Raw genomic sequence first — 24,030 nt, forward strand, 5'->3', positions numbered from 1 at the left:
TGACCTTGATGACGGCCAATCGTTGCGCATGCCGCTCGTTCCTATCGGACCTTCGCAATCGAACGCGAAGATTTCCGGCAGCAATAGAAACTATCGTTCTATTCTGGACTTGGATGCCTCGTAGTTCAGGTGGAGAACAAAAATGAAGGCGTTGGTTTGGCACGGCAAGGAGGATATCCGGTGTGATACCGTCACCGATCCGGAAATCCAGGACTCGCGCGACGCGATCATCAAGGTCACGAGCTGCGCGATCTGCGGATCAGACCTGCACCTCTTCCACAATTTCATTCCCGGCATGATGCCCGGCGACATCATGGGCCACGAGACCATGGGGGAAGTCGTCGAAGTCGGCTCCGGCGTCGATGGCAAATTGAAGAAGGGCGACCGCATAGTCGTCCCCTTCACGATCATTTGCGGCGAATGCGATCAATGCAAGCGCGGCAATTTCTCCGTGTGCGAGACCACCAACCGTAAGAAGCACCTGGCCGATAAGGTGTTCGGACATTCGACGGCAGGTCTGTTCGGCTACACCCATTTGACCGGCGGCTATCCCGGCGGACAGGCGGAATATCTGCGCGTGCCTTTCGCAGATGCCACGCATATCAAGGTTCCCGCGGGCATCCCAGACGAACAGCTGCTGTTTCTCAGCGACATCTTCCCCACCGGCTGGCAGGCCGCCGTACAATGTGACATCGTACCGACGGATACGGTTGCGATCTGGGGCTGTGGTCCAGTCGGACAAATGGCGATCCGGAGCGCCATCCTGCTCGGCGCCAATCAAGTTGTCGCCATCGACTGCCTGCCCGAGCGGATCAGCATGGCGGAAGCCGCTGGCGCGACCACGATCAATTTCGAGAATGAGAGCGTCCTGGAGCGGCTCAAGGAGCTCACTGACGGCAAAGGTCCGGAAAAGTGCATTGATTGCGTCGGGATGGAATCGCATGTGATGGCGGCCTGGCCGGACACCTTGCTCGACCGCGCCAAGCAGATGGTCATGCTGGAAAGTGACCGGCCCCACGTGCTGCGGGAGATGATCTACGTCTGCCGGCCCGGCGGCATCATCTCTGTTCCGGGCGTCTACAGCGGTTTCTCCGACAAGCTTCCGATGGGTGCGTTCATGAATAAGGGTCTGACGATGCGCACCGGGCAGACCCACGTCAATCGCTGGACCGACGATCTGCTTCACCGCATCGAGCAAGGCGAGATCGATCCCTCATTCGTCATCACCCACACTGTGCCGCTCGCGCAAGGTCCCGAAATGTACCAGGTGTTCCGCGACAAGCGCGATTCCTGTGTCAAGGTCGTGTTGAAGCCCTGAAGGAGCAACCATGTTTCATTTCTCCAATATCGTACGCTCCAACGGCGATCCCAAGATCGTCGAGGGGGGACCGAGCCTGAAGCGGCCGCAAGACCAACTCGCACGCGCCCTCGGCTGGTTCAGCATCGGTCTCGGCATCGTCGAGTTCCTCGCGCCTCGGCGCGTCACGGAAACGCTCGGGATGGAGGGACACGAGACGATGGTCCGTGCTTTTGGCGTGCGTGAGATCCTCGCCGGCGTGATGTCGCTCTCGGTCGACAAGAACGCGGGACTATGGGCCCGCGTTGGTGGAGACGGTCTGGATGCGGCTGCCCTTCTTTCGGGCCTGGCGTCCGATAATCCAAAGAAGGGCAACATCGTGCTTGCGCTCCTCATGGTCGGCGGCATTGCCGTGCTGGACTACCGCGCCGCTCAGGAAACCAAGCCGCAGCGGCCCTCGCCGAATGCGCGGCGCAAGCTGTATCCTAATCGCAGCGGCTTCCCCAAGGGGCTTCAGGCAGCGAAAGGTCGAGCGAAGGACATGATCCAGCACGCGACGGCCGGTGTCACCTCCTGACCAAGCCGGGATTGCAAACGAGCGACGGCGGCGCTCACGCTGGATTGCCGCCGTCGAGCTTGGGCTGATCAGCAGTACCTTCTCCACCATCGTCAGCCAGTTGTTCGCAGCGCGGATTGGCCGAGACGCGGCGGTGGACTGGACGACGGTCGCGGCCATTCCGGTTCGCGACTGGGCGCTCGGCTCGGAGCCGTCGTGGAGCGCAATTCTTATCGGCATTGCCTTTCATCAATGGGCGGACTTTTCCTGGGCGGTCGTCTTCTTTGGTGTCCTTGGACGCTGGACCGCTACCCTGCGGCCGTTGGCGATCCTGCTTCTGGCGTTGCCGTGGGCGATCTTTTCGTCCGGCATGGAATGGTTCGTGCTGGTGCCTCTCTTCCCATTCTGGCAGCCGCTGTTCACGCTCCAGCAGCCATACTGGATCGGGCTTCTCGTCCATGCTTCGTCGGCCCTGATGTACCCCCTGTTCGCGCGGCTCCGGTGGGAACGCGGCGCGGCTGCCGAGCGAGATTTGCGGTTCACCGACGCTTGGCTCGCGGGTGCACTTGCCATCGTGGCAACGCTTGGAATCGTCGCCATGTTCGGCAGCCATGGCTATGAACTGCCGTGGGTCGGACGAGACAAGGATGCAGACCAGACCTACATGCGTCATATGACGACGCATCACGCCCAGGGCATCGCGCTGGCGCGCATTGCCGTCCGGCGTGCGCAAGATCCGCATCTGCAAAAACTCGCCCAGCTCCTGGTGGCAAGCCAGACCGGCGAAAGCAGACTTCTTGAAAATTGGTGGCTGAGTTGGTTCGACATCACGATGCCTGATTGCAGCTCCGACGAGCGCGCCGCCATGCCAGGGTTCCTCACATCGGCCGAGATGCGGCTGGTCGCCCTCGCGCCAGCCGACCAATTCGACGCCGTCTTCGTCGAGATGATGAGCCGGCACCACAAGGGAGCGGTCAAAATGGCGGATCAGATGTGGCACAGCCGCGGCGATCTCCGCCTGCGGGTCATGGCCCATGCCATTCGTCATGAGCAGCAGGGCACGATCGCGTTGATGCACGGCGCGAGCGGCTTTGCCGCAGTGCTGACCGCAACCCGGAACATGCTGGACGACAACGTCAATTGACCGCCGGGCCCGTCTCCGCCGCCTGGAGCGTTGCCCCACCCCAGCGCATCCTAGGGATCGTCGCTTTCGTCAATATAGCGCTGATATTCGGTGATCGCCCGGTTGGCCATCCGGATGCGGTTCGTCTGCCCCTGGTCGACCATCACAGCGACTCGCTGCGCAAGGAACACGCAGGCCTTGAATTCATCACGGATCGTGCCGGCACGTGCGAGATAGTCCCAGGCGATCTCGTAGGCTTGCTCGGCAGCCGGATTGCGATAGTCACTGAAGATGAGGTGTGTCATCGGATCGCAGTGAGCTGCACGGTCTGTGCGGCACAGGGCGGGCCAGCACCATGCCGCAGCAGGCCCTGACAGTCCGTTATGCCGCCTGCCGCTGATGCGCCAGAAACTCCATCGTCACCTTTTCGACGTTGGAGTCGATCCACGCAGCCATACGCTGCTCTTCCCCCAAAGAAGCCTCCAGCTCTGCCTTGGCCCCGGTGACGCCGGCGGCGCCGCAGAGGGCAATGAGGGACTTGTAGGCCGCGATCTCGAAGTTCTCGAATGCATTGTTGGCGAAGGTGTTCTTCAGGATCTCGTCATTGGCCGCCGAGTGCGCCATCGCCTGGATGTTGGCCATCACGGACTGCGCGGTGTCCTTGAGACTGGACGTGCTCTCGCCACAGGCTTCCAGACACCGCTCGAGCCGTTTCAGTTGCTCGTTGGTCTCCTGAAGGTGAGCTGCGACCTTTGCCTTGACTTCCGGATACTCGTCCAGTCTTTCCGACTGGCGTTCCATCAACTCCCTCGCCTGCACTTCCATCGCATGTGCATTGCGTAGTCCAACCACGAATGTGTCGCGTGCGGCATTCGCCATGTGCTGTGCTCCTTTTGACTAGCTTCCATGCCGCAACCGCGGCCCACGGCGATCGTTCCTGCCTGCTAGCTTCTGCCTTCTGGAACAGGGCCCAGGGCTAACCTGCGATAGCCGAACATCACCTACTTGTTTGATGAGGTCGAACCGGTGGTGACGCTCGGGGCGTTGGTCGGAGCCGTGGTGGTGGCCTGCTGACCGACATCGCGCCCGTCGTAGAGGAAGACGGCCGCGACGACGGCTATGACGAAGATGGCGCCGACGATCCAGCCGACTGCGCTGTTCTGTCGGGGCCTGACATTGGCGGGGTCGTTTTGATCCATGCTGTTCTCCCGTGACTGCCTCGAAAACCTGTCGCCGGAAGAGGCGTTCCTAATTCGGGTTGCTACGCCGCCGCCCCGCGATTACGCCAATCGAGACAAAAGCGAAAACAACCCCATGCACAGTAGCCCGTGCCAATGAGATCAATGGCTTGGCGGCAATGAACGTCTGGTTGCGAACTGGAGCTGACTCGTCGGGCAAAACACGCTCAAATGAACGGCTTCCCGCCGGTCACGGCGAGCGTGGCTCCCGAGGTGTAGCTCGAGAGCGGATCTGCCAGCATCACGTAGGCCGTCGCAAGCTCGGCCGGTTGCCCGGCGCGCTGCATTGGCACCTGCTTGCCGAAATTCTTGACGGACTCCTCGGGCATGGTCGACGGGATAAGGGGCGTCCAGATCGGTCCCGGGGCAACCGCGTTGACCCGAATACCCTTGGCAGCGAGCATCTGCGCGAGCCCGCCGGTAAAGTTCTGAATGGCCCCCTTGGTCGTGGCATAGGCGAGCAGGCTTGGGTTGGGCATGTCCGAGTTCACGGAAGCCGTATTCACGATCGCCGCGCCCGGCCGCATGTGCGGAACGGCCGCCTTGGCCAGATAGAACATGGCGTGGATGTTCACTTCGAATGTTCGTTGCCATTCCTCGTCGCTGATGTCGCCGATGTCCTTGAACGTCGCCTGATGGGCCGCGTTGTTGACGAGGATGTCGATACCCCCGAGTTCCGCGACCGCGCGACGGACAATGGAACGGCAATGATCGGGATTGCTGATGTCGCCGGCAATCAGGACGGCCTTGCGCCCTTCCCGTTCGACCAGCGCCTTGACCTCGGCCGCATCCTCATCCTCGTTCAGATAGGCGATGATGAGGTCCGCGCCCTCGCGGGCATAGGCAATCGCGACAGCGCGGCCGATGCCGCTGTCGCCGCCTGTAATGATAGCCCGCTTGCCGGCAAGGCGGCCCGCCCCCTTGTAACTCTCCTCGCCATGATCCGGCCGCGGCTTCATCGCGCGGGTCGAACCGGGCATCGGTTGCTGCTGGGCAGGATAAGGAGGCTTGGGATATTCGGTCATGGCGTTGCTCCGGAATTTGCTCCAGTAACGGAAGGCGGGCGTTAGCGTTCCTCGCCCGCCGATCACACCTCTCTCCGCAATCGCACGATGATCTCGCTCGGCAAGAGCCAGCGGATCTGAACTGGCGGTTAGGAACGAGACGCGCGTTCCCGCAGTTCAGCTGAATGACCAGATACTCCTTCAAGATCACGGACGGCGATGATTTCTCTGACAGCGAAGAGCTGCCGGACGACGAAGCAGCCTGGTACCAGGCTCTCCGCACCGTCAGGGACATCGAATCCACCCTCAGTTCCACCGGCGGCGACTGGTCTCTGGTGGTTCACAGGGACGGCAATCCGCTCTACCGCATCGACGTGCGGGCTCAACGACTATCCTAAGTGCTCGGGCTGAGATGCAGGTAGGTGGGGTCGAAGCCTGCCAATCTCTCCATCTCCTCGGGCTTGAGGATGTGAAACTCCGACCTGCTCACCGAGACCAGCCCTTCCTTCCGGAGGTTCTGGAGGACCCGGTTGGTGTGCACCACCGAGAGGCCAAGGCAATCGCCCAGGTCGGTTTGAGTGATGGGCAAGCCGAACTCTCCATCGTTCGTGTGCCCGATGGCCTTCAGACGCCGATGCAGCTCTATCAGGAGGTGAGCCATTCTGGGCGTCGCCTCGCGTCGCCCGACATTGACGATCCATTCCCTGAAGATCGCCCCATCGATGAGTGTTTCGCGCCATAGTGCCGATGCCAGGTTCGGGTGCTGGCGGTTGGCTTCCCTGAGCTCGTCGTGGGCGATGAAACCCAGCCTACACCGCGTGACGGTGACAAGGTCATGGTCCATGACCTTGAGATGGAGGCTTTGAAGGTCCGGGATTTCTCCCGGTATGTGGATCGAGAGAACCTGTCGTTCGCCGTCCGAGGTCGTCTTCGAGCGGAACGCAAATCCTTCCACAATCAGGCAGCAGTCACTTGGCCGGTCCCCATCGGCAACAATGACCTCGCCGGCATTGAGATGCCGCTCGCGGATCCGAAGACCGTGAATGGCGCGGATGTCAGCAGCGTCCAGATTGTTGGACACGGTCAGCTTTGTAATCAGGGCGGAGGCTAGGTTTGCCGGCATCGGGTGCTCCATCTCGAGACCCGAATGATACAAACCACTCCGGCCTGTCAGGCGGGAGCACAACACTCTCAGCATCGACGCCCATGAGTATCAGCCGATGATGGACGACAACGCCAAGCTACAAGATCGTTCCAAAACTTATCATTGAGCAAGTTTGCAGGTAAATTCTTAACCTGGCTCACTTTGAGTGAAAGGAACCGGTGGGCTTCGAGCACGTCCAGGACCTCAGAGCGTGTGCACGATCGGTCGAATCTCGCCGCTCTCGTCGAGATCGAGCGTCGCCAGCGTGATCGGGAGCTTGAACCGCCGCGGCCCGGCGCTCCCGGGATTGAGATAAAGCACCCCGTCGATCGTCTTGACGCTTGCCCGGTGCGAATGACCGCAGATCACGGCGTCAACGCTGACGGGGGCAGGTTTGCTCCCCAGCTCATTCAGATCATGCAGGATGTAAAACTCGTGCCCGCCGAGATGCACGGTTTCCGTATCCCGATAGTTCCGCGCCCAATCGCCGGTATCGACATTCCCCCGGATGGCCGAGACCGGCGCAATCCTGCGCAACTCCTCGAGCACATCCTCGGTGCCGATATCGCCGGCGTGAATGATATGCGCAACCCCGACCAGATGGTGCACCGCTTCCGGCCGCAGCAGCCCGTGCGTATCCGAAATCACGCCCACCCTGATCACAGCGCTTCTCCTGACTTTATGCCCAGGCGCGGCGCCTAGGAACCACGGCAGCATGCTCGCATTGCCGGATATCTAACCGGAGCGCAGAAATGGGCAATAGCGGCGTAGGCATGCTTTTGGGAGACGTCTCGGCCACCGCGTTGTGGCTGTGGTTCATCGGCGCCTTCATCCTTGGCGCTGTGATCTGGTATGGCGTCAGGCGATCCGGCCATTTGCGTCGCAGCGAGCGCGCGCAGCTGGACCGGAACACGGAAGCCGCCCAGCGCCGCGACGACCCGCAAAAGCCCATGACAAGATGAGCAGCCTTGCAGACGGGGATGCGTGATGTTTGAAGACCTTCGCGCAATCACTCAGCCCGGCGCAGTGATTGCCGTTGTCCTCGTCCTGCTGCTCATGGCTGCGGCCGACGCAGCGATCTTCGTCGCGGCCAGGGGATGGCCGTTCTAAGGCGTCTGTGAACCGGGGCGTTCGGTGCAATAGGAACCTTCATAGGATTGACCGGTTCGCCCTACCAACAGGGGAGCACGGCAAACATCGATGCCTGTCCGGATGCGAACGGCTCTGGTGCCATTTGCGACGTTGCCGCTGGCCGCTTGTGCCGGCCGGCAGTCGGCGCTCGACCCGCAAGGGCTTCAGTCGAACCAGATCCTCAATACCTTCTTCGTCTTCCTGAGCGTCGCGGCCGTCGTCTGGATCGCCGTGACGATCGTGCTTGCTGTCGGCATGCTGCGCCGAAAGCGTGCAGCCGACCAGCCACTCGCCCTGCACCAGCCCTTTGAAAGGACGGCCGGTCGCGTCGTCTTCGTCCTGGGGCTCGCAACACTCGTCATCGTTCTGGGTCTCTCCATCGTCAGCTATGCCGGCCAACGCACCGTCTTCGCCAAGGACGAGCACGCCCTCACCCTCAAGATCATCGGCCATCAATGGTGGTGGGAGGTTCGCTACGAGGACGACAGTCCCGACAAGAGCTTCGTGACCGCCAACGAGATCCGGATTCCGACCGGTCAACCGGTGAAGGTCGAGTTGGAATCCGCCGACGTGATCCACAGCTTCTGGGTGCCGAGCCTGACCGGCAAGATGGATCTCATCACCGGGCAGAAGAACGAGCTGCAGTTCACTGCCAAGAACGCCGGCGTCTATCGCGGCCAGTGCGCCGAGTTCTGCGGACTTCAGCATGCGCACATGGCTTTTGCCGTGCTCGCGCTATCGCCCGATGAGTACGGCCGCTGGCGCGACCACGAGAACCGGAGCGCGAACAGCCCGACCGACCCTCTCGGCAAGCAGGGCGAGCGGCTGTTCCGTGCAAGAGGCTGCGCGCTCTGCCACACCGTGCGCGGCACCCTCGCTGGCGGGCAATTGGGTCCCGATCTGACCCACGTCGGCAGCCGAACGACGATCGCCGCCGGAACGCTGCCGCGCACGCCGGCCACGCTCGGCGCCTGGATCGCCGATCCACAGCACATCAAGCCCGGCAACTTCATGCCGAAGATGCCGCTGCAATCGGACGAGCTCATCGCGATCCTCAACTATCTGGAGCAGCTCAAGTGACCGTGATGGCTGACGAACGCGAGCTGCGCGACGACGCGCTGAACGGCCTCGAGCTCTCCACGCGACTCGACAGGATCTGGCGTACGCCGTCGGGACTGCTCGGCGCCCTGATGTCGGTCGACCACAAGGTCGTCGGGCGCCGCTACATCGTCACGGCGTTCGCGTTCCTGCTGCTCGGCGGCCTCCTTGCGATCCTGATGCGCATTCAGCTCGCCGGCCCCGAGCAGACGTTCCTGTCAGCCGACAAATACAACCAGATCTTCACCATGCACGGCTCGACGATGATGTTCCTGTTCGCCGTCCCGGTGATGGAGGCATTCGCCGTCTACCTCGTGCCCCTGATGGTCGGAACGCGGAATATCGCCTTCCCGCGCCTGAATGCGTTCAGCTACTGGATGTTTCTATTCGGAGGCTGCTTCCTCTGGATTTCCTTTGCACTCAATGTCGGTCCGGATGTCGGCTGGTTCGCCTATGTTCCGCTGTCGTCGCTGCAGTATACGCCGACGAAGCGGCCCGACGTCTGGGCGCAGATGATCACCTTCACCGAGGTCGCGGCGCTCGCGGTTTCGGTCGAGATCGTCGTCACCGTGTTCAAGCTGCGCGCGCCCGGCATGACGCTCGATCGCATTCCCCTTTTCGTCTGGGCGATGCTGGTCACCAGCTTCCTGGTAATGTTCGCGATGCCTTCGATCATGGTCGCATCGACCTCGCTGATCCTGGATCGTCTCGTCAACACGCGCTTCTACGATTCCTCCTCGGGCGGACATCCCCTGCTCTGGCAGCACCTGTTCTGGTTCTTCGGCCATCCCGAGGTCTACATCATCTTCATCCCCGGCACGGGCATGGTCTCGGCCATCCTCGCAACGTTCGCGCGCCGGCCGGTGATCGGCTATCCGGTCGTCATCCTTTCGCTGATCGCGACCGGCTTCCTGTCGTTCGGCCTGTGGGTCCACCATATGTTCGTGACAGGCCTGCCCCAGCTCGGCGCCGGCCTGTTCACCGCCTCCAGCATGCTGATCGCGGTGCCGAGCGGATTACAGATCTTCTGCTGGCTGGCGACGCTCTGGGACGGCCGTCCGGTCTACCGCACCCCGCTCCTGTTCGTGATCGGCTTCATCGTGATCTTCGTGCTCGGCGGCCTCTCCGGCGTGATGGTCGCATCGGTGCCGATCGACACACAGGTGCACGATACCTATTTCGTCGTCGCGCACTTCCACTACGTCCTGATTGGCGGAGCGGTGTTCCCGCTCATCGGCGCCGTCTATTACTGGTTTCCCAAGATCACCGGCCGGATGCTGAGCGAGCGGCTCGGCCGCTGGAATTTCTGGCTGGCCTTTGTCGGCTTCAATGTCGCGTTCTTCCCGATGCACATCCTCGGGCTGATCGGGATGCCGCGGCGCGTCTATACCTACACCGCCGATATGGATTGGGCGCACCTCAACCTGCTGTCCAGCGGCGGGGCCGCCATTTTCGCGCTCAGCTTTGCGCTGCTGCTCGTCAACGTGGTCATCAGTCTCCGCAGCGGTGCGCTCGCAGGCGACAATCCCTGGGATGCTTCGACGCTGGAATGGGCGACGTCTTCGCCGCCGCCGCCGCAGAATTTCGACCGCATTCCCGTGGTCAAGCACCGCGATCCGCTGTGGCTCGACCATGCGAGCCTGCCCGTCGTGGCCGGCCTCAGCCTGGAGCGCCGCGAAGTGCTTCTAACGTCGCTGGCCGAAGCAGAGCCGCAGATCCGCGAGGCGTCGCCCGAACCGAGCATCTGGCCGCTGCTGACGGCCATTGCAACCACGGTGTTCTTCATCGGCTCGATCTTCACGCCCTGGGCGGTGCTTTGGGGCACGCCGCCGATGGCGGTCACCTTGATCGGCTGGTTTTGGCCGGGCGGCAGCAAGGAGGACGAGGAGTGAGGCAAACCATCGTCCGCAATGTCGCGGAACTGCCAACCTATGGTTACGGCCCGCGTAGCGGCCCCTGGTGGGGCGCCATGGGCTTCATGGCGCTCGAGGGCATGGGATTTGCCATAGCGATCGGGGGCTACCTCTATCTCTACGCCGTCAACCCGAACTGGCCGATTGGGGCTACACCGCCCGATCTCTGGCCCGGGACGGCCGAGACCATCGTCTATCTCCTGAGCGTCATTCCGAACGAGATGACCAATCGCGCCGCTCATCGACAGGACCTTGCGAAAGTCCGTACGGGCCTCATCGTGATGTCGCTGATCGGAATTGCTTTGCTGATCCTGCGCGGCTTCGAGTTCGCCCATCTCAACACGCGCTGGGACAACTCGGCCTACGGATCGATCGTCTGGTTGATCCTGGGCCTGCACACGACCCATCTCGCCACCGACGTCGGCGACACCGTCGTTCTGACGGTGTTGATGTTCACACGCCACGCCAGGCCGCGCCGGTTCAGCGACGTCACCGACAACGTGTTCTACTGGAACTTTGTCGTACTGGCCTGGCTGCCGCTCTATGTGCTGCTCGACTGGGTGCCCCGCCTATGACCGCTGCTGAACGACATCCAAAACTGTTCTATTGGGCTGGCGTCGCGCTCGGACCGCTGGCGTGGGGCATCAACCTGCAAGGCGTCTATGCGCTCGCCCATTTCTCCTGCGAGACGACAAAGCTCACCGGCACGATCATGAGCGCCGTCCTGGCCATCGTCGCTCTCGCGGGCACGGCGATATCGGCCCGTGCGGTTCGGCGCGGGGCCGGCGCGGAATGGGCCGATGCGGAAGGCGGCGGTCCCCGGACGTTCATGGCCTGGCTCGGTGTCGGGTCCGGCGTGCTGTTCGCGCTCGTCATCGTGAATCAGCTCGCGGCATCGCTGATGATCAGCCCATGCCTGCGCTGAGCCTGTTGGCCCTTCTGCTTGGCCTGGTTGCGGCGCCGGCAACGGCGCACGGCATCTCGGATGTCGATCCGGGTTCGCTCTGGAGCTTCGATCCCTGGCTTCTGGCACCGCTTTATGCGGTCGGCATCGGCTTCTACATCGGCACACAGCGGCTCTGGCACCATGCGGGCGGCGGTAGAGGCGTCAGCTTCCGCCAGGTCGGCGCGTTCTGGACGGGATGGCTGATCGTCGCGCTCGCCCTCACCTCGCCGCTGCATTGGCTCGGCGAGCGTCTGTTCACCGCTCACATGATCGAGCACGAGCTGCTCATGGTGATAGGAGCTCCCCTGATGGCGTTCGGCCGCATCAACGGGCCGCTGATGTGGAGCCTTCCGGCCGGGCTTCGTCCATCCGCCGGCCGATTCCTGAATTGGCCGATCATCGCGCGGCCATGGGCTCTCCTTGGCCATCCCGTCAGCGCAACCGCCTTGCATGGCCTGGCACTCTGGGCCTGGCATGCGCCGCCGCTCTATGCGTGGGCGCTGGAAAATACCGCCGTCCATCGCCTGCAGCACATCAGCTTCTTTGCCACTGCGCTGTTGTTCTGGTGGGTGCTTCTCCATGGCCGCGGTGTTGGGCGCAGCGTGCGGCTTCGGGACGGCATCGCGATTGCGTGCCTGTTCGTCACTGTGCTTCATTCCGGCGTGCTGGGAGCGTTGTTGACGCTGTCAACGCGCGTATGGATTCCCGGCCAGGGCGCCCTCGCCGGTGAATTTGGTCTGTCGCCGCTGGAGGATCAGCAACTCGCCGGCATCTTGATGTGGGTGCCCATGGGCGTGCTCTATACCGCTGCAGCCCTGTTCTTCGCTTATCGGTGGCTGACCGAGTTCGATGTCCGCCTGCCCGCGGTTCGGCACGCCGGCTCGCGAGGACCATAGGAACCGCTAGTGCAGCACAACGTTCGCCATGCTGGCTGAAATCTCCTTGGAGGTCAGATGAGCAAGCGCACCGCCATGACGGCCGTCATTCTCGCCGCGATGTTTGCGACGCCCGATCGTTCGATCGCTCAGGACCAACCGCGCCCGGGAATGTCGTGCCCGGTCGACCACGACCAGCTCGCCGACATTCTCAAGAAAAGCGTCAAGCCCGGCGGCGGCCCGAGCAATGGCGGCCTCGACAACAACGAATGGGCCGCCGTCGTGAACCGGCAGGGCGTCGTCTGCGCGATCGCCTATAGCGGCAGCAAGGTCGATGACCAGTGGCCCGGCAGTCGCGCGATCGCCGCCGAGAAAGCCAACACCGCCAATGCGTTCAGCCTGAAGAACAAGGCGATGGCGACCGCCAATCTCTACGCAGGCGCCCAGCCCGGCGGCTTCCTGTTCGGCGCGGCGCTCAGCAATCCGCCCGCACCGGACGTTCTTTACGCCGGCACGCCGGATGAATTCGGAACAGCGCGTGATCCGATGGTCGGCAAACCCGTCGGCGGCGTCATCGTCTTCGGCGGCGGGCTGGCACTCTATGACGGCAACGGCATCGCCGGCGCGCTCGGCGTCAGCGGCGACAGCTCCTGCGCAGATCACAATGTCGCCTGGCGCGTGCGTCACTTCCTCGGCCTCGATCACGTGCCGGCCGGCGTCAGCCCGAACATGAAGGATGCGATCATCTACGATATCGGGCAGGACGGCAAAAGCCCGTCGGGTTTTGGCCATCCCAAATGCGACGGCAAGGAAGACCAGATCGCCGTCGATCTCGGTGCCGGCGTCGCCGGAAGCGTGGTGAGATAGCCGGACAGGCCGAGGCTTAGGAACCAAGCCAGCGCACAACGTTTGTACGTTCGCAAACCGGCCTGCAACGCGGCACGGCCTCGTCAATGCCGTGGAGATCTTCACTTATGTTAATGCCCGGCCTCAGGCAGGTGCTGTGGGGAACGCTCACCGCGCTCTCCGCGTGCTCTGCAACGGTTTCGCCCGGTTTCGCCCAGACCGATCTTGCTGCACGCATGAAAGATCCTGGTCAATGGCCGATGGCGGCGCGCGACTACGCCAACACCCGCTATAGCGATCTCGACCAGATCAACGTCAATAACGCATCGCGCCTGCAACTCGCCTGGACCTTCTCGGTCGGCGTCGACCGGGGCCAGGAGGCTGCGCCGCTCGTGGTCGACGGGACCATGTATGTGGTCAGTCCCTATGCCGGCCCCTACCCGAACCGAGTCTTCGCGCTGGACGCGACCACGGGCGAGTTGAAATGGTCGTATGCGCCGAAACCGGAGCCGGCCGCGGCGGGCGTTGCCTGTTGCGACGTCGTCAATCGCGGGCTCGCCTTCGACAACGGTAAGATCTTTCTCAACACGCTGGACAATCACTCGGTCGCCATCGACGCCAAGACAGGCAAGGAGCTCTGGCACACCAAGCTCGGCGAGATCAACAAGGGCGAGACCATCACGATGGCGCCCGTCATCGTCAAGGGCAAAGTGCTTATCGGCAACAGCGGCGGCGAGATGGGCGTGCGCGGCTGGGTCACCGCGCTCGACGAGAACACCGGCGCGATCGCCTGGCGCGCCTACGCCACAGGCCCCGACAAGGACGTGCTGATCGGCGACGACTTCAAGCCGTTCTACGACAACCTGAGGGGCAAGGACCTCGGCGTCAAGAGCTGGCCTGCCGACCGCTGGCAGGTCGGCGGCGGCACCATGTGGGGATGGATCTCCTACGATCCCGACCTCAACTTGATCTATTACGGCACCGCCAATCCCAGCCCCTGGAATGCGAACCAGCGCAGCGGCGACAATCTCTGGAGCACCACGATCTTCGCCCGTGATCCTGACAACGGGCATGCAAAATGGGCCTATCAGCTCAACCCGCACGACCTGTTCGACCATGACGAGATCAACGAGAACGTATTGGTCGACCTCGAACTGAATGGTCAGCCGCGCAAGGTGCTGATCCATCCGGGCCGCAACGGCTACATGTACGTGATGGACCGCGCCACCGGCGAAGTGATCTCGGCGGACGCCTATGAGTTCGTGAACGCGTATAAGGGCGTCGATCTCAAGACCGGCAAGATCATTCCCAACGAGGAGAAGACCCCGCTGGTCGGCAAGACCGTCGAGAACATCTGCCCGACCGCGCCCGGGGCGAAGGACTGGCAGCCCTCCGCCTGGTCACCGCGTACGAAATTGCTCTACGTCCCGCATCAGCATCTGTGCATGGACTTCAAGGCGTCGCAGGTCGGTTATATCGCCGGCACGCCCTATGTCGGCGCCGATGTCGATATGTATGCCGGCCCCGGCGGATACCGCGGCGAATTCATGGCGTGGGACCCGGTTGCACGCAAGAAGGTCTGGGAGATTCACGAGAAGTTGCCGGTCTGGAGCGGTGCGCTGGTGACGGCGGGCGATGTCGCGTTCTATGGAACGATGGACCGCCTGTTCAAGGCGGTCGATGCCAAGACCGGAAACGTGCTCTGGCAGTTCCGCGCGGGATCCGGCTTCATCGGCCAGCCGATCTCCTATCGCGGCTCGGACGGACAGCAATACATCGCGATTCTCTCGGGCGTCGGCGGCTGGCCCGGCGTAGTGGCGAACGCGGAGGTCGACCAGCGCGTGCGCAATGGCGCGCTCGGCTTCACCGGCGCGATGCAGGATCTGCCGTTCTATACGGCCGGGGGCAGCGAACTTCTGGTGTTCAAGCTCGGCGGCACCAACGGTCAGGACAGTAGCCATGCGCCACCGCAGTGAATGCGTAGCTGCCGTCCTTGCATGCTTGGTCGGGATTGCGCTGCCCGCGTCGGCCGCGCCGAATGGCGAGCTGCGTGTCTGCGCAGATCCGAACAATCTGCCGTTTTCCAACAGCACCGAGGCCGGCTTCGAGAACAAGCTCGCATCGATGGTAGCCGAGTCCCTCGGACGAACCCTGTCCTACACCTGGTGGGCGCAGCGTCGCGGCTTCATCCGCAACACGCTGAAAGCTGAAAAATGCGACGTCGTGATGGGCGTCCCGTCCGGCTACGATCTGGTGGAGACCACGAGGCCCTATTATCGCTCGACTTACGTTTTCGTCAGCCGTCAGGATGCGCATCTCGATCTGTCGTCGCTGCTCGACCCGCGTTTGCATCGCCTGGCGATCGGCGTGCATCTCGTCGGCGACGACGGCAACAATCCGCCGCCGGCGCAGGCGCTCGGCGAGCTCGGCATCGTCGACAATGTCCGCGGCTACTCGATCTACGGCGACTACCGCCAGGCCGATCCACCGGCCCACCTGATCGAAGCGGTTGCGCACGGCGATATTGATGTGGCCGCTGCGTGGGGACCGCTTGCCGGATACTTTGCCGGGCTCTCCGGGGTGCCGCTGACGGTCACACCGATCCGGGATGGCGAACGCTTTGCACCTCAGCAATTCCAGTTCGCCATTTCGATGGGCGTGCGCAAGGGCGATCGCGCGTTGCGCGACCAGCTCAACGCGTTCATCGAAGAGCATCGAACCGAGATCAACTCTCTGCTGCGAAGCTACGGCGTGCCTCTGGTCGAGGCGCCGGTGACGGCATCGGGAGGACATGAATGATACCTGCCATGGCGCTGCGCGCGGGCATGATCGCGCTCCTTCTGGCGGCCGCTCCGAGCGAGGTCGTGACCGCCCAGCAAAGCCTGCCCCAGTCGCAGGAAGCAACAATGCCGCCTTTGGCGCCGCGGCCGAATTTCGGCGGCTCGGTCGGCAATGGCCGGCCCGGCGTATTCATGCAGGTCCCCGTGACGACACTCTTCCCGGGTGCGCAGCCCGATCCGCCGCAGATCAAGAATCCGGTCCAGGGCGATCCGAATGCGGAGCAGCGCGGCATGACCTATTTCGTCAACTTCAACTGCGTCGGCTGTCACGCGCCGAACGGCGGCGGCGGCATGGGACCGGCGCTGAGCAACAACCTCTTCACCTACGGGTCCCAGCCCGAGAACATCTATCTCTCGATCTATCAGGGGCGGCCCAATGGCATGCCGGCCTGGGGCGGCGTGCTGCCCGACAGCGTGATCTGGGACCTCGTCACCTATATCGGCAGGATCAGCAACGAGCCGAGCCGGCAATGGGGCCGCACCTTCTCGGCAAATCCAACATCGCCCGCGATCGAGCAAGTCCCGAGCGAACAGGTCTCGACCACCGATCCGTGGTCCGCCACCAAGTCTTTCAACTTCGGCCAGAAGCCCTGATCGGAAAGGGAGCCGCCGATGATGCGTCCGGCAACACGCTTGCTCATCGCCGCGCTGATCGCCATCACAGGTGCGGCCTGCGAGCCCGGCAAGGCTGCCGGCCCGGACAATTTCGTCGGCGATGCCCGCCGCGGCACTGATCTCGTCAAGCAATACCAGTGCGGCGTCTGTCACGACATTCCCGGCATCGCCGGTGCCGACGGCAATGTCGGACCGCCCCTGCATAGGATCGGCACGCGGACCTACATCGCCGGCTACATCCACAACTCGCCGGACAACATGGCTGACTGGATCGAAGATCCGCAGCGAGCGTTGCCGGGCAATGCGATGCCCAGAATGGGAATCCCGCAGAAGGACGCGCGCGACATCGCGGCGTTCCTCTTTACGCTGAAGTAGGTCATATGAACTCCTCACAACGCCCGGCAAACCTGTTCCGCGACGCGCCGCTGCTGGCCATCACAGCTGTGATCGTCGCCATCATGGGATTGGGCCTGACGGCCGGCGGCGTCTGGCTCGCGGTGCTTGGCGGCTCCATCTATTATTTGCTCGCCGGGATGATGCTTCTGCTCACGAGCTCGCTGCTCGCGCGTCGGCGCGCCGAGGCGCTCGGGGTCTATGCCGTGCTGCTGCTCGCGACGATGGCGTGGGCGGTCTGGGAAGCCGGATTCGATTTCTGGTCGCTGGCGCCGCGGGGTGACGTGCTTGCGCCTCTCGGCGTCTGGCTGCTGTTGCCCTTCATCGCGGATCGCCTGGCGCCGCGGCTGCGGGCCTCGCGATGGGCGCTCGGGCTCGTGCTGATCGTTGCCGTCGTCGTGCTCGGCGTTTCCGTGGCGAAGGACCGGCACGATCTCGCCGGCACGATACCGCAGAGCCAGACGACCGGCGCCGCTGCCGCAACCGCTCCATCCGCCGGCGAGAACTGGACGGCGTATGGCGGCTCCGGCTTCGGGACGCGCTATTCCTCGCTCGGCCAGATCACCAAAGACAATGTGAAGAACCTCAAGCTCGCCTGGGAATTCCGCACCGGCGATCACAAGGGACCCGACGATCCCGACGAGATCACCAACCAGGCGACGCCGCTCAAGATCGGCGACCTGCTCTACACCTGCTCGCCGCACCAGATCGTATTCGCGCTCGAGGCGGCGACCGGAAAATTGCGCTGGAAGTACGACCCGCAGGTCCAGCACAACAAGGCCTTTCAGCACATGACCTGCCGCGGCGTGTCCTATCACGCGACAAAGCCAGGCGCGGTTACGGCCGACGGTGCGCCGGCCCCGGGCGATTGTCCGGAACGCATCTTCGTGCCGACCAATGACGGCCGGATGTTTGCGCTGGATGCCCAATCCGGAATGCCTTGCGCCGGCTTCGGCAATCAGGGGCAGATCGACCTCAAGCAAGGCAGCGAGATCCAGACGCTCGGCTTCTACGAGGGCACCTCACCGCCCGTGGTCACGGACAAGGTCCTGATTGTCGGCGGTGCCGTCATCGACAACTATTCCGACCGGGTGCCTTCAGGCGTGATCCGCGGCTTCGACGTCTATTCAGGGCGACTGATCTGGGCGTTCGATGCCGGCAATCCCGATCCGAACGAGATTCCGTCGGCCACGCATCATTTCACGGCCGGTTCGCCCAATTCCTGGAGCATTTCCGCGGTCGACGAAAATCTGGGGCTGGTCTACCTGCCACTCGGTTCGAGCTCACCCGATATCTGGGGTGGCGGCCGCTCGCAGGAGAAGGAGCGATACGATTCCGCGCTGATCGCACTGGATATCGCGAGCGGCAAGCTGCGCTGGTCGTTCCAGAACGTGCACCACGACCTCTGGGACATGGACATGCCGTCGCAGCCGAGCCTCGTCGATCTGCGCGCGAATGGAGCGGTCACGCCGGCGATCTACATTCCGGCGAAGACCGGTGACATCTTCGTGCTCGACCGCCGCGACGGGCATCAGCTGGTGCCCGCGCCGGAGAAACCGGTGCCGCAGGGTCCTGCGGCCGGCGACCGGCTTTCGCCGACGCAGCCCTTCTCGGAATTGAGCTTCCGACCTCCTGGCATGCTGACCGACGCGCAGATGTGGGGCAGCACGATGTTCGACCAGCTCGCCTGCCGCATCAAGTTCAAGCGCCTGCGCTACGAAGGGCCGTTCACGCCGCCCTCGGAGCAAGGCACGCTGGTCTTCCCAGGCGATTTCGGCATGTTCGAGTGGGGCGGCATCGCGGTCGATCCGCAGCGCCAGATCGCGATCGCGAACCCGCAATCCATCCCCTTCGTGTCCCGTCTCGTGCCCCGCGGAAAGGATAATCCGACCGCGCCGAACGCGGCGCATCCGCCCGGCACCGAACTCGGCGTGCAGCCGATGTATGGCGCGCCCTACGGTGTCGACCTCGGCATTTTCCTGTCGCCGCTCGGCATCCCCTGCCTTGCCCCGCCTTGGGGCAATATAGCGGCCATCGATCTCAGGACGCACAGGATTGTCTGGCAACACCGCATCGGCACGATCCGCGATCAGGCCCCGCTCCCGCTGCCGTTCAAGCTCGGCGTTCCCATGCTGGGCGGGCCGATCGTGACCGCAGGCGGCGTCATCTTCATCACGGGGACGATGGATGATTACATCAGAGCCTTTGACGTCAGTGACGGCCAGCAGCTCTGGCAGGATCGTCTCCCCGCAGGCGGCCAATCGACACCCATGACGTATGAGGCCGGCGGCAGGCAATATGTCGTCACGGTCGACGGCGGCCACGGGTCATTCGGAACCAAGCTTGGCGATTACGTGCGGGCGTACGCGCTGCCGTGATGTGCGTCGGCACGGCCTGTCTATGCGCGGTGACGCCTCGTCCTGATCTGCCGACGGGGACGCGTGACTGCCGAGGCCAGGAGAGCCAGGCCCGCAGCCAGCCCTAGCACCGCAAGACCCTGGCTGATGACCCCGGCCGGCGGAAGCTGTTTCCTTGCCAACCAGCCGCCATCGACCGATCTGCCGGGTGCAGACGGCTCGATCATGCTTCCTTCGCTGACCGCCGCGCGACGCGCGCGCGACAGCAGAAACCGGAATGCGCCTCCCACCAGATTCTCGGTCAATTTTGGCGCGATCGCATAGGCGACCTGGCCGGCGCGCGCGGGCCAGCCAACGGCCACTTCGTCACGGGGTGCACGAACAAGGCTCAGGAATGCCTGGGCGACATCCTCGGACTGGTACAGCAGCGGGCCAGGGTCGAGGTTCTTGCCGGACATGTTGGCGCCGTGGACGAAGCCTGGCGTATCCACCATTGCCGGGAAGACGCCGCAGACGTGGATATCGGGATGTGCGCCGAGCTCCTGGCGCAGGCTCGCCGTGAACCCGCGCAGGCCGAACTTGCTTGCGGTATATGCCGCCGCAAATGGCGTCGGGGCCCAGCCGCCGAGCGAGATATTGTTGATCAGGATGCCCCGGTTCTGGCGCAGGAAGATCGGAAGCACCGCGAACGCACCATTCATGGTTCCGAGCAGGTTGACCTCGACGGTCCGGCGATGCAGCGCGAGATCGGCGTCCTGATAGGCGCCGAACACACCGGTGCCGGCATTGTTGATCCAGACGTCGATCCCGCCGAATGCATCTTCGGCCTGCCGGGCCAATCGCTGCACCGCCTCGGCATCGGTGACATCGGTCGGGACCGCCAGGGCACGACCACCCAGCGCCTCGCACTGCGCCGCAAGGCTGGTCAGGATCCCCCCGCGCCGCGCCGCGAGAACGACGCTCGCACCTTCCCGCGCAAACGCCAGCGCCGCGGCGTGGCCGATTCCGCTGGAGGCGCCCGTGATCACGACGCGCGTGCCTGCCATTGGCCGCGGCGCAGCTCCCGAGGCATCCAGGGGGAGCAGCCATCGCAGTGACTGCCGCAGTTGCTTGGTCGCTGCGGAGTCGAACCAGTCGCCATGCGCAAAAATGACCCGTTCGGGCTTAAGGCTTACCAGCCGCTCGGCCGCCGCCTGGACCGACCGGCCGCCGAGCCGCAACAGCAGCCGCAGATAAATCGGCGCCTTGCCGTCCGGCCTGGCGTTGCCAAGCAGGCTTACAGCTGCCTGATTTGAAACCGGAAGATGACGGGAGTCGAGATTCTGCACGAGATCCGTCAGGATCAATGTACGGCTTCGTTTGTCGAATATCTCCACTTCGGAAAACATCGGCGCAGTCACCACGATGGTCTCGAGCTCTTGAGACCATTCCTGGGGAGTGGTGCCGCCAAGCTCCCGGTCGATGCGCAAGCCTGCCTCTCGCACCTGCTTCCTCGCCGAGAGGCCACGTGCTGCGAAGGTCGTTGCCTGCGGCAACTGCCTTTGCCATTCGGGCAGAAACGTCCAGTGCGCAACATTCGGCGCCAGCAGATATCTGATCGAGCCTAGACTCTCCAGCTCGTCGCGCAGAGCGGGCGAATATCGCACCGGCGAGTGCAGCACGAGGTCGCCATTCGACAGCCGAATGACCGTCATGCGAATGGGGAGAACCAGCCCCGCCGCGCTGATCGGCGCGTCGTCCGCAATCCAGACGTCATCCGTCACCCTCGTGAGGGGGAAAGTCGATAGGTCAGTGCCAGATCTTTGCATGCGCGTTGTCCGGTTCGGATCTTATCCAAGTCCCCGGACATGACGCTCGTTCCTCGTGACTATAGCTGCATGACCGACGCACAAGCGCCCGCGCCCCTAATGGCCGGCCGCCGCTTGATGCGTGGCCTCTCGAGGGAGCTCGAATTGCGCAATCCGCTTGTCCAACCGCCACAGCTCGATGCGATGGATCAGCACGAGCGCGGCCGCTTCGCGTCTGGCCTGTTCGTCGTCATCACACACCAGATTGATGCAGCCGAAAACATGACCATCGGGATCGATCTGGAATGCGCGATAGTGCTTGAAGGCGGTCATCGTCATCCTCCATGTCGTCGATGGCCAGGAGCGCTCAATAGGTCGGCCAGTTCCGAAGTCACCTCGTTTTGCTTGGCACGTCGCAATAGCATCTCGCGTTCCTTGCCCGGGGGCATACGGTGCGCCCGGTCCCGGGCGACCTCGACGAATGATATCAAGCGTTGCTGTAGCGGTTCTGTCTGTTTCCTGCGGTTACGTTTGGCAGTCATCGGCGTTATCGGGGTTGGCGTGTCCGAGGGAAAATGGCCCCGGCGGGAGGTATGGCGCCGGGGCCGATATACGCCGGATCGGGGCGGCCCTGACCGGCTTGTTGATAGGCTGCAGCCGAAGTCGGGTTCCCGCACTTCAAAAAGTTAAAAACCTCGAATTTTCTTGCCCCCAAGCAAAGATTCATCCCGTGCGCGTGGCGCCGATTTGGGACAGCCATAGCAACCATTGTTCCCTCCTGGACTTGGATGTCTCGTAACGCGAGGCTGAGGGCGGCATGCATGCGCCGCCGTATGAGGTGAACGACGCAATGACGGCCGGGTCGAACGACGAAAGCCCGTGGTGGCAATCCGCGGTCATCTACGAAATCGCGCTGATCTCGTTTCAGGATTCCGACGGCGACGGCAAGGGAGACCTTGCCGGTCTGATATCGCGTATCGACTACCTGAAATGGCTGGGCGTCGATGCGGTCTGGCTCACCCCGATCTACAAGAGCCCGTTCCGCGATCTCGGCTACGACATTTCCGACTATCGCGCGATTGATCCAGCCTTCGGCAATCTCGGCACCTTCGATGAGCTCCTCACCGCCCTGCACGAGGCCGGCATCCGGCTCGTCCTCGATCTCGTGCCAAACCACACCGCGGACGATCATGAATGGTTTGTCGGAAGCCGTAGTTCACGCAACAGCGCGAAAGCCGACTGGTACATCTGGGCCGAAGCCGCCGAGAACGGCGGCCCGCCAAACAATTGGCTGAGCCGCTTTGGCGGCAGCGCATGGGAGTGGTGCGAAGCTCGGCGGCAGTACTACTATCATTCATTCCTGGTCGAGCAGCCCGACCTCAACTGGCGTAATGCCGAGGTCCGCGCGGCCATGGCCGACGTCATGCGCTTCTGGCTGGATCGGGGGGTCGACGGCTTTCGCGTCGATGCCAGTGCAGTCCTGATCAAGGATGCGCATCTGCGTGACAATCCTCCGAATCCCGAAGCTGAGGACAAGCCACCGCCGCAACGGCAGACGCCGGTGTTCACCGACGACCGGCCAGAGACCATGCAGTGCATCGAGTTCATCCGCGGCGTGATCGACGAATATCCCGGGCGATTGCTGTGCGGTGAAGTCCAGGGCAAGACCGATCGGATCGGGCATTTCTACGGCACGGAGCGGCCGCGTCTGCACCTCCCCCTCAACTTTGCATTGCTGGACACGCCCTGGAATGCACTGTCGCTGCAGGCGGCGATCGACGCCTATTTCAACGCCCTGCCCGGGCAAGCATGGCCGGTGTGGGTGATCGGCGGCCACGACAAACAGCGGATCGCGAGCAAGATCGGGGAAGCCCAGATGCGCGTGCTCGCAATGCTCCTAATGACCCTGAAGGGAACGCCATTCCTCTACATGGGCGACGAGATCGGCCGCAAGCGCGTCTCCATACCGTCCGACCGCGTTCGCGATCCCTTCGAAAAGCTCGTGCCAGGCTTCGACCTGTGCCGCGATCCCGAGCGCGCGCCGCTGCGATGGGACGACAGCGTCAATGGCGGATTCACCAGCGGTCAGCCCTGGCTGCCGCTCGATCCGGAAGGTTCGGCCAATGTCACCGATCAGCAAAACGATGAGCGGTCGACGTTGGCATTGTTTCGCGCATTGATGGCCGTGCGGCACGAACATGCGTGCCTTCGTCGAGGTCGCTACGAACCACTGCGATCGCGGAGCGACGTGCTTGCCTTCAGGCGCGTCGCGGATAGACAGGAGATGCTGATCGCTCTCAACATCGCGGCCGAGCCGCGCAAGTGGCACTGGCAAGGGAGCGGCCACTTGCTGATGTCGACCCATCTTGACCAAGCACCGAGATCGCTGCCCGAAGCCTCGATCCTGCTTCGTGGCAATGAAGGCATGATCATCACCCTGGAGCCGCGATAAGGGCCCAGGAACCATTCACTCCACGGAGAGTCTCATCCTGGCTTCCGACGTGCCCCCATCACCGGAAGCATTCTTGGACGAAACCGCGCCCCCGGCGTTTCCCCCTTCGGGCGCCGGGGCAGCGGCGACTTCGGAGATCAGCAATGGGCAGAGCGAAAGATATCAAGCAACTGATCATCGGAAAGGCCAAGCAGGCCGCCGGCGAAATCATCGGCGACCAGGCGCTGCACGATGACGGCAAGGCCGACGCGGCGCGCAGTCGCGATGAGCAGGACAGGCCCAAAAGAACTCAATCCGCTCAAAAGGCTTAAAAAGCTAACTTAGCTCCCTCGCCACGCGGCTCGGTTCGATCTCGGGAACATTGAACCCGGACAGACGTCGACTTGCATCCAATGATCCATCCTCACAATTCGCA

At 63.2% G+C, this 24,030-nt stretch carries 27 protein-coding genes; 19 read left to right on the plus strand and 8 right to left on the minus strand.

Annotated features, from left to right (window positions below; translation table 11 throughout):
* The first annotated feature begins 142 nt into the window (after positions 1-142).
* The 3 genes from HYH08_RS08960 to HYH08_RS08970 are packed head-to-tail and all read left to right on the plus strand — an operon-like array spanning position 143 to position 2,997.
* Complete coding sequence (locus tag HYH08_RS08960) at positions 143-1,318, plus strand: zinc-dependent alcohol dehydrogenase (protein WP_220009415.1); 1,176 nt, start codon at positions 143-145, stop codon at positions 1,316-1,318.
* A 10-nt stretch (positions 1,319-1,328) separates the two neighbouring features.
* The gene (locus HYH08_RS08965; protein WP_220009416.1) at positions 1,329-1,874 is read left to right on the plus strand and encodes a hypothetical protein; all 546 of its coding nucleotides are present in this window, start codon (positions 1,329-1,331) and stop codon (positions 1,872-1,874) included.
* A complete protein-coding gene (locus HYH08_RS08970; RefSeq protein WP_220009417.1) occupies positions 1,861-2,997 on the plus strand; it encodes a DUF305 domain-containing protein in 1,137 nt (378 codons plus the stop codon). The genes HYH08_RS08965 and HYH08_RS08970 overlap by 14 nt, the downstream gene beginning before the upstream one ends.
* Before the next feature lie 50 nt (positions 2,998-3,047).
* Here the strand turns inward: HYH08_RS08970 and HYH08_RS08975 are convergent, their stop codons facing one another.
* From HYH08_RS08975 to HYH08_RS08990, 4 genes are all read right to left on the minus strand, one after another.
* Positions 3,048-3,281 carry a hypothetical protein gene (locus tag HYH08_RS08975; protein ID WP_220009418.1) on the minus strand — a complete coding sequence of 78 codons (234 nt, stop codon included), beginning with the start codon at positions 3,279-3,281 and terminating at the stop codon, positions 3,048-3,050.
* Positions 3,282-3,357: 76 nt separating this feature from the next.
* The gene (locus HYH08_RS08980) at positions 3,358-3,855 is read right to left on the minus strand and encodes a ferritin-like domain-containing protein (protein WP_220009419.1); all 498 of its coding nucleotides are present in this window, start codon (positions 3,853-3,855) and stop codon (positions 3,358-3,360) included.
* 122 nt (positions 3,856-3,977) lie between these two features.
* Positions 3,978-4,175: a hypothetical protein gene (locus HYH08_RS08985; protein WP_220009420.1), complete on the minus strand. Its 198-nt coding sequence runs from the start codon at positions 4,173-4,175 to the stop codon at positions 3,978-3,980.
* 206 nt (positions 4,176-4,381) lie between these two features.
* On the minus strand, positions 4,382-5,239 hold the full coding sequence (locus HYH08_RS08990; protein ID WP_220009421.1) for a glucose 1-dehydrogenase: 858 nt from the start codon (positions 5,237-5,239) through the stop codon (positions 4,382-4,384).
* Positions 5,240-5,403: 164 nt separating this feature from the next.
* Between HYH08_RS08990 and HYH08_RS08995 the strand changes: the two genes are divergently transcribed.
* Entirely contained in the window at positions 5,404-5,616 is a 213-nt protein-coding gene (locus tag HYH08_RS08995; RefSeq protein ID WP_220009422.1) for a DUF6894 family protein, read from the plus strand.
* Here HYH08_RS08995 and HYH08_RS09000 read toward each other — a convergent pair.
* Positions 5,613-6,341: a Crp/Fnr family transcriptional regulator gene (locus tag HYH08_RS09000; protein ID WP_220009423.1), complete on the minus strand. Its 729-nt coding sequence runs from the start codon at positions 6,339-6,341 to the stop codon at positions 5,613-5,615. The two genes, HYH08_RS08995 and HYH08_RS09000, sit on opposite strands and share 4 nt — an antisense overlap.
* A 225-nt stretch (positions 6,342-6,566) precedes the next feature.
* Entirely contained in the window at positions 6,567-7,025 is a 459-nt protein-coding gene (locus tag HYH08_RS09005) for a metallophosphoesterase family protein (protein WP_349631407.1), read from the minus strand.
* 89 nt (positions 7,026-7,114) lie between these two features.
* Here HYH08_RS09005 and HYH08_RS09010 point away from each other — a divergent pair, with 89 nt between their 5' ends.
* The 13 genes from HYH08_RS09010 (at position 7,115) to HYH08_RS09065 (ending at position 19,397) form a co-directional block, all read left to right on the plus strand.
* Positions 7,115-7,324, plus strand: a complete 210-nt coding sequence (locus HYH08_RS09010; RefSeq protein WP_220009425.1) for a hypothetical protein — start codon at positions 7,115-7,117, stop codon at positions 7,322-7,324.
* A gap of 25 nt (positions 7,325-7,349) precedes the next feature.
* Positions 7,350-7,472, plus strand: a complete 123-nt coding sequence (locus tag HYH08_RS37665; protein ID WP_283844111.1) for a hypothetical protein — start codon at positions 7,350-7,352, stop codon at positions 7,470-7,472.
* 102 nt (positions 7,473-7,574) lie between these two features.
* The gene (gene coxB, locus HYH08_RS09015; RefSeq protein WP_228747680.1) at positions 7,575-8,573 is read left to right on the plus strand and encodes a cytochrome c oxidase subunit II; all 999 of its coding nucleotides are present in this window, start codon (positions 7,575-7,577) and stop codon (positions 8,571-8,573) included.
* 5 nt (positions 8,574-8,578) lie between these two features.
* Entirely contained in the window at positions 8,579-10,483 is a 1,905-nt protein-coding gene (gene ctaD / locus HYH08_RS09020) for a cytochrome c oxidase subunit I (RefSeq protein WP_220009427.1), read from the plus strand.
* On the plus strand, positions 10,480-11,079 hold the full coding sequence (locus HYH08_RS09025; protein ID WP_220009428.1) for a cytochrome c oxidase subunit 3: 600 nt from the start codon (positions 10,480-10,482) through the stop codon (positions 11,077-11,079). The genes ctaD and HYH08_RS09025 overlap by 4 nt, the downstream gene beginning before the upstream one ends.
* Positions 11,076-11,429, plus strand: a complete 354-nt coding sequence (locus tag HYH08_RS09030) for a hypothetical protein (protein WP_220009429.1) — start codon at positions 11,076-11,078, stop codon at positions 11,427-11,429. The genes HYH08_RS09025 and HYH08_RS09030 overlap by 4 nt, the downstream gene beginning before the upstream one ends.
* Entirely contained in the window at positions 11,417-12,346 is a 930-nt protein-coding gene (locus HYH08_RS09035) for a cytochrome c oxidase assembly protein (RefSeq protein WP_220009430.1), read from the plus strand. The genes HYH08_RS09030 and HYH08_RS09035 overlap by 13 nt, the downstream gene beginning before the upstream one ends.
* 57 nt (positions 12,347-12,403) lie before the next feature.
* Positions 12,404-13,192: a heme-binding protein gene (locus HYH08_RS09040; protein WP_502787587.1), complete on the plus strand. Its 789-nt coding sequence runs from the start codon at positions 12,404-12,406 to the stop codon at positions 13,190-13,192.
* A 107-nt stretch (positions 13,193-13,299) separates the two neighbouring features.
* On the plus strand, positions 13,300-15,147 hold the full coding sequence (locus tag HYH08_RS09045; protein WP_220009431.1) for a methanol/ethanol family PQQ-dependent dehydrogenase: 1,848 nt from the start codon (positions 13,300-13,302) through the stop codon (positions 15,145-15,147).
* Entirely contained in the window at positions 15,131-15,970 is an 840-nt protein-coding gene (locus HYH08_RS09050; protein ID WP_220009432.1) for a substrate-binding domain-containing protein, read from the plus strand. The genes HYH08_RS09045 and HYH08_RS09050 overlap by 17 nt, the downstream gene beginning before the upstream one ends.
* Positions 15,967-16,605, plus strand: coding sequence for a c-type cytochrome (locus tag HYH08_RS09055; protein ID WP_228747684.1), 639 nt, complete (start codon positions 15,967-15,969; stop codon positions 16,603-16,605). Before HYH08_RS09050 ends, HYH08_RS09055 begins: the two co-directional genes overlap by 4 nt.
* 18 nt (positions 16,606-16,623) lie before the next feature.
* Positions 16,624-17,001 carry a c-type cytochrome gene (locus tag HYH08_RS09060; RefSeq protein ID WP_220009433.1) on the plus strand — a complete coding sequence of 126 codons (378 nt, stop codon included), beginning with the start codon at positions 16,624-16,626 and terminating at the stop codon, positions 16,999-17,001.
* Positions 17,002-17,006: 5 nt separating this feature from the next.
* The gene (locus tag HYH08_RS09065; RefSeq protein WP_220009434.1) at positions 17,007-19,397 is read left to right on the plus strand and encodes a membrane-bound PQQ-dependent dehydrogenase, glucose/quinate/shikimate family; all 2,391 of its coding nucleotides are present in this window, start codon (positions 17,007-17,009) and stop codon (positions 19,395-19,397) included.
* A 20-nt stretch (positions 19,398-19,417) separates the two neighbouring features.
* Here the strand turns inward: HYH08_RS09065 and HYH08_RS09070 are convergent, their stop codons facing one another.
* Both HYH08_RS09070 and HYH08_RS09075 read right to left on the minus strand, forming a co-directional pair.
* Positions 19,418-21,184 (minus strand): SDR family oxidoreductase, encoded by a 1,767-nt coding sequence (locus HYH08_RS09070; protein ID WP_220009435.1) that lies wholly within the window; start codon positions 21,182-21,184, stop codon positions 19,418-19,420.
* A gap of 96 nt (positions 21,185-21,280) precedes the next feature.
* The gene (locus HYH08_RS09075) at positions 21,281-21,496 is read right to left on the minus strand and encodes a hypothetical protein (RefSeq protein ID WP_220009436.1); all 216 of its coding nucleotides are present in this window, start codon (positions 21,494-21,496) and stop codon (positions 21,281-21,283) included.
* Between the two features lie 484 nt (positions 21,497-21,980).
* Between HYH08_RS09075 and HYH08_RS09080 the strand changes: the two genes are divergently transcribed.
* On the plus strand, positions 21,981-23,615 hold the full coding sequence (locus HYH08_RS09080; protein ID WP_502787592.1) for an alpha-amylase family glycosyl hydrolase: 1,635 nt from the start codon (positions 21,981-21,983) through the stop codon (positions 23,613-23,615).
* A gap of 143 nt (positions 23,616-23,758) precedes the next feature.
* On the plus strand, positions 23,759-23,926 hold the full coding sequence (locus HYH08_RS09085; protein ID WP_228747686.1) for a CsbD family protein: 168 nt from the start codon (positions 23,759-23,761) through the stop codon (positions 23,924-23,926).
* The last annotated feature ends 104 nt before the right edge of the window (positions 23,927-24,030 follow it).

This window comes from Bradyrhizobium sp. BR 10289 (genome assembly GCF_019455385.1).
Taxonomy (GTDB): Bacteria; Pseudomonadota; Alphaproteobacteria; order Rhizobiales; family Xanthobacteraceae; genus Bradyrhizobium.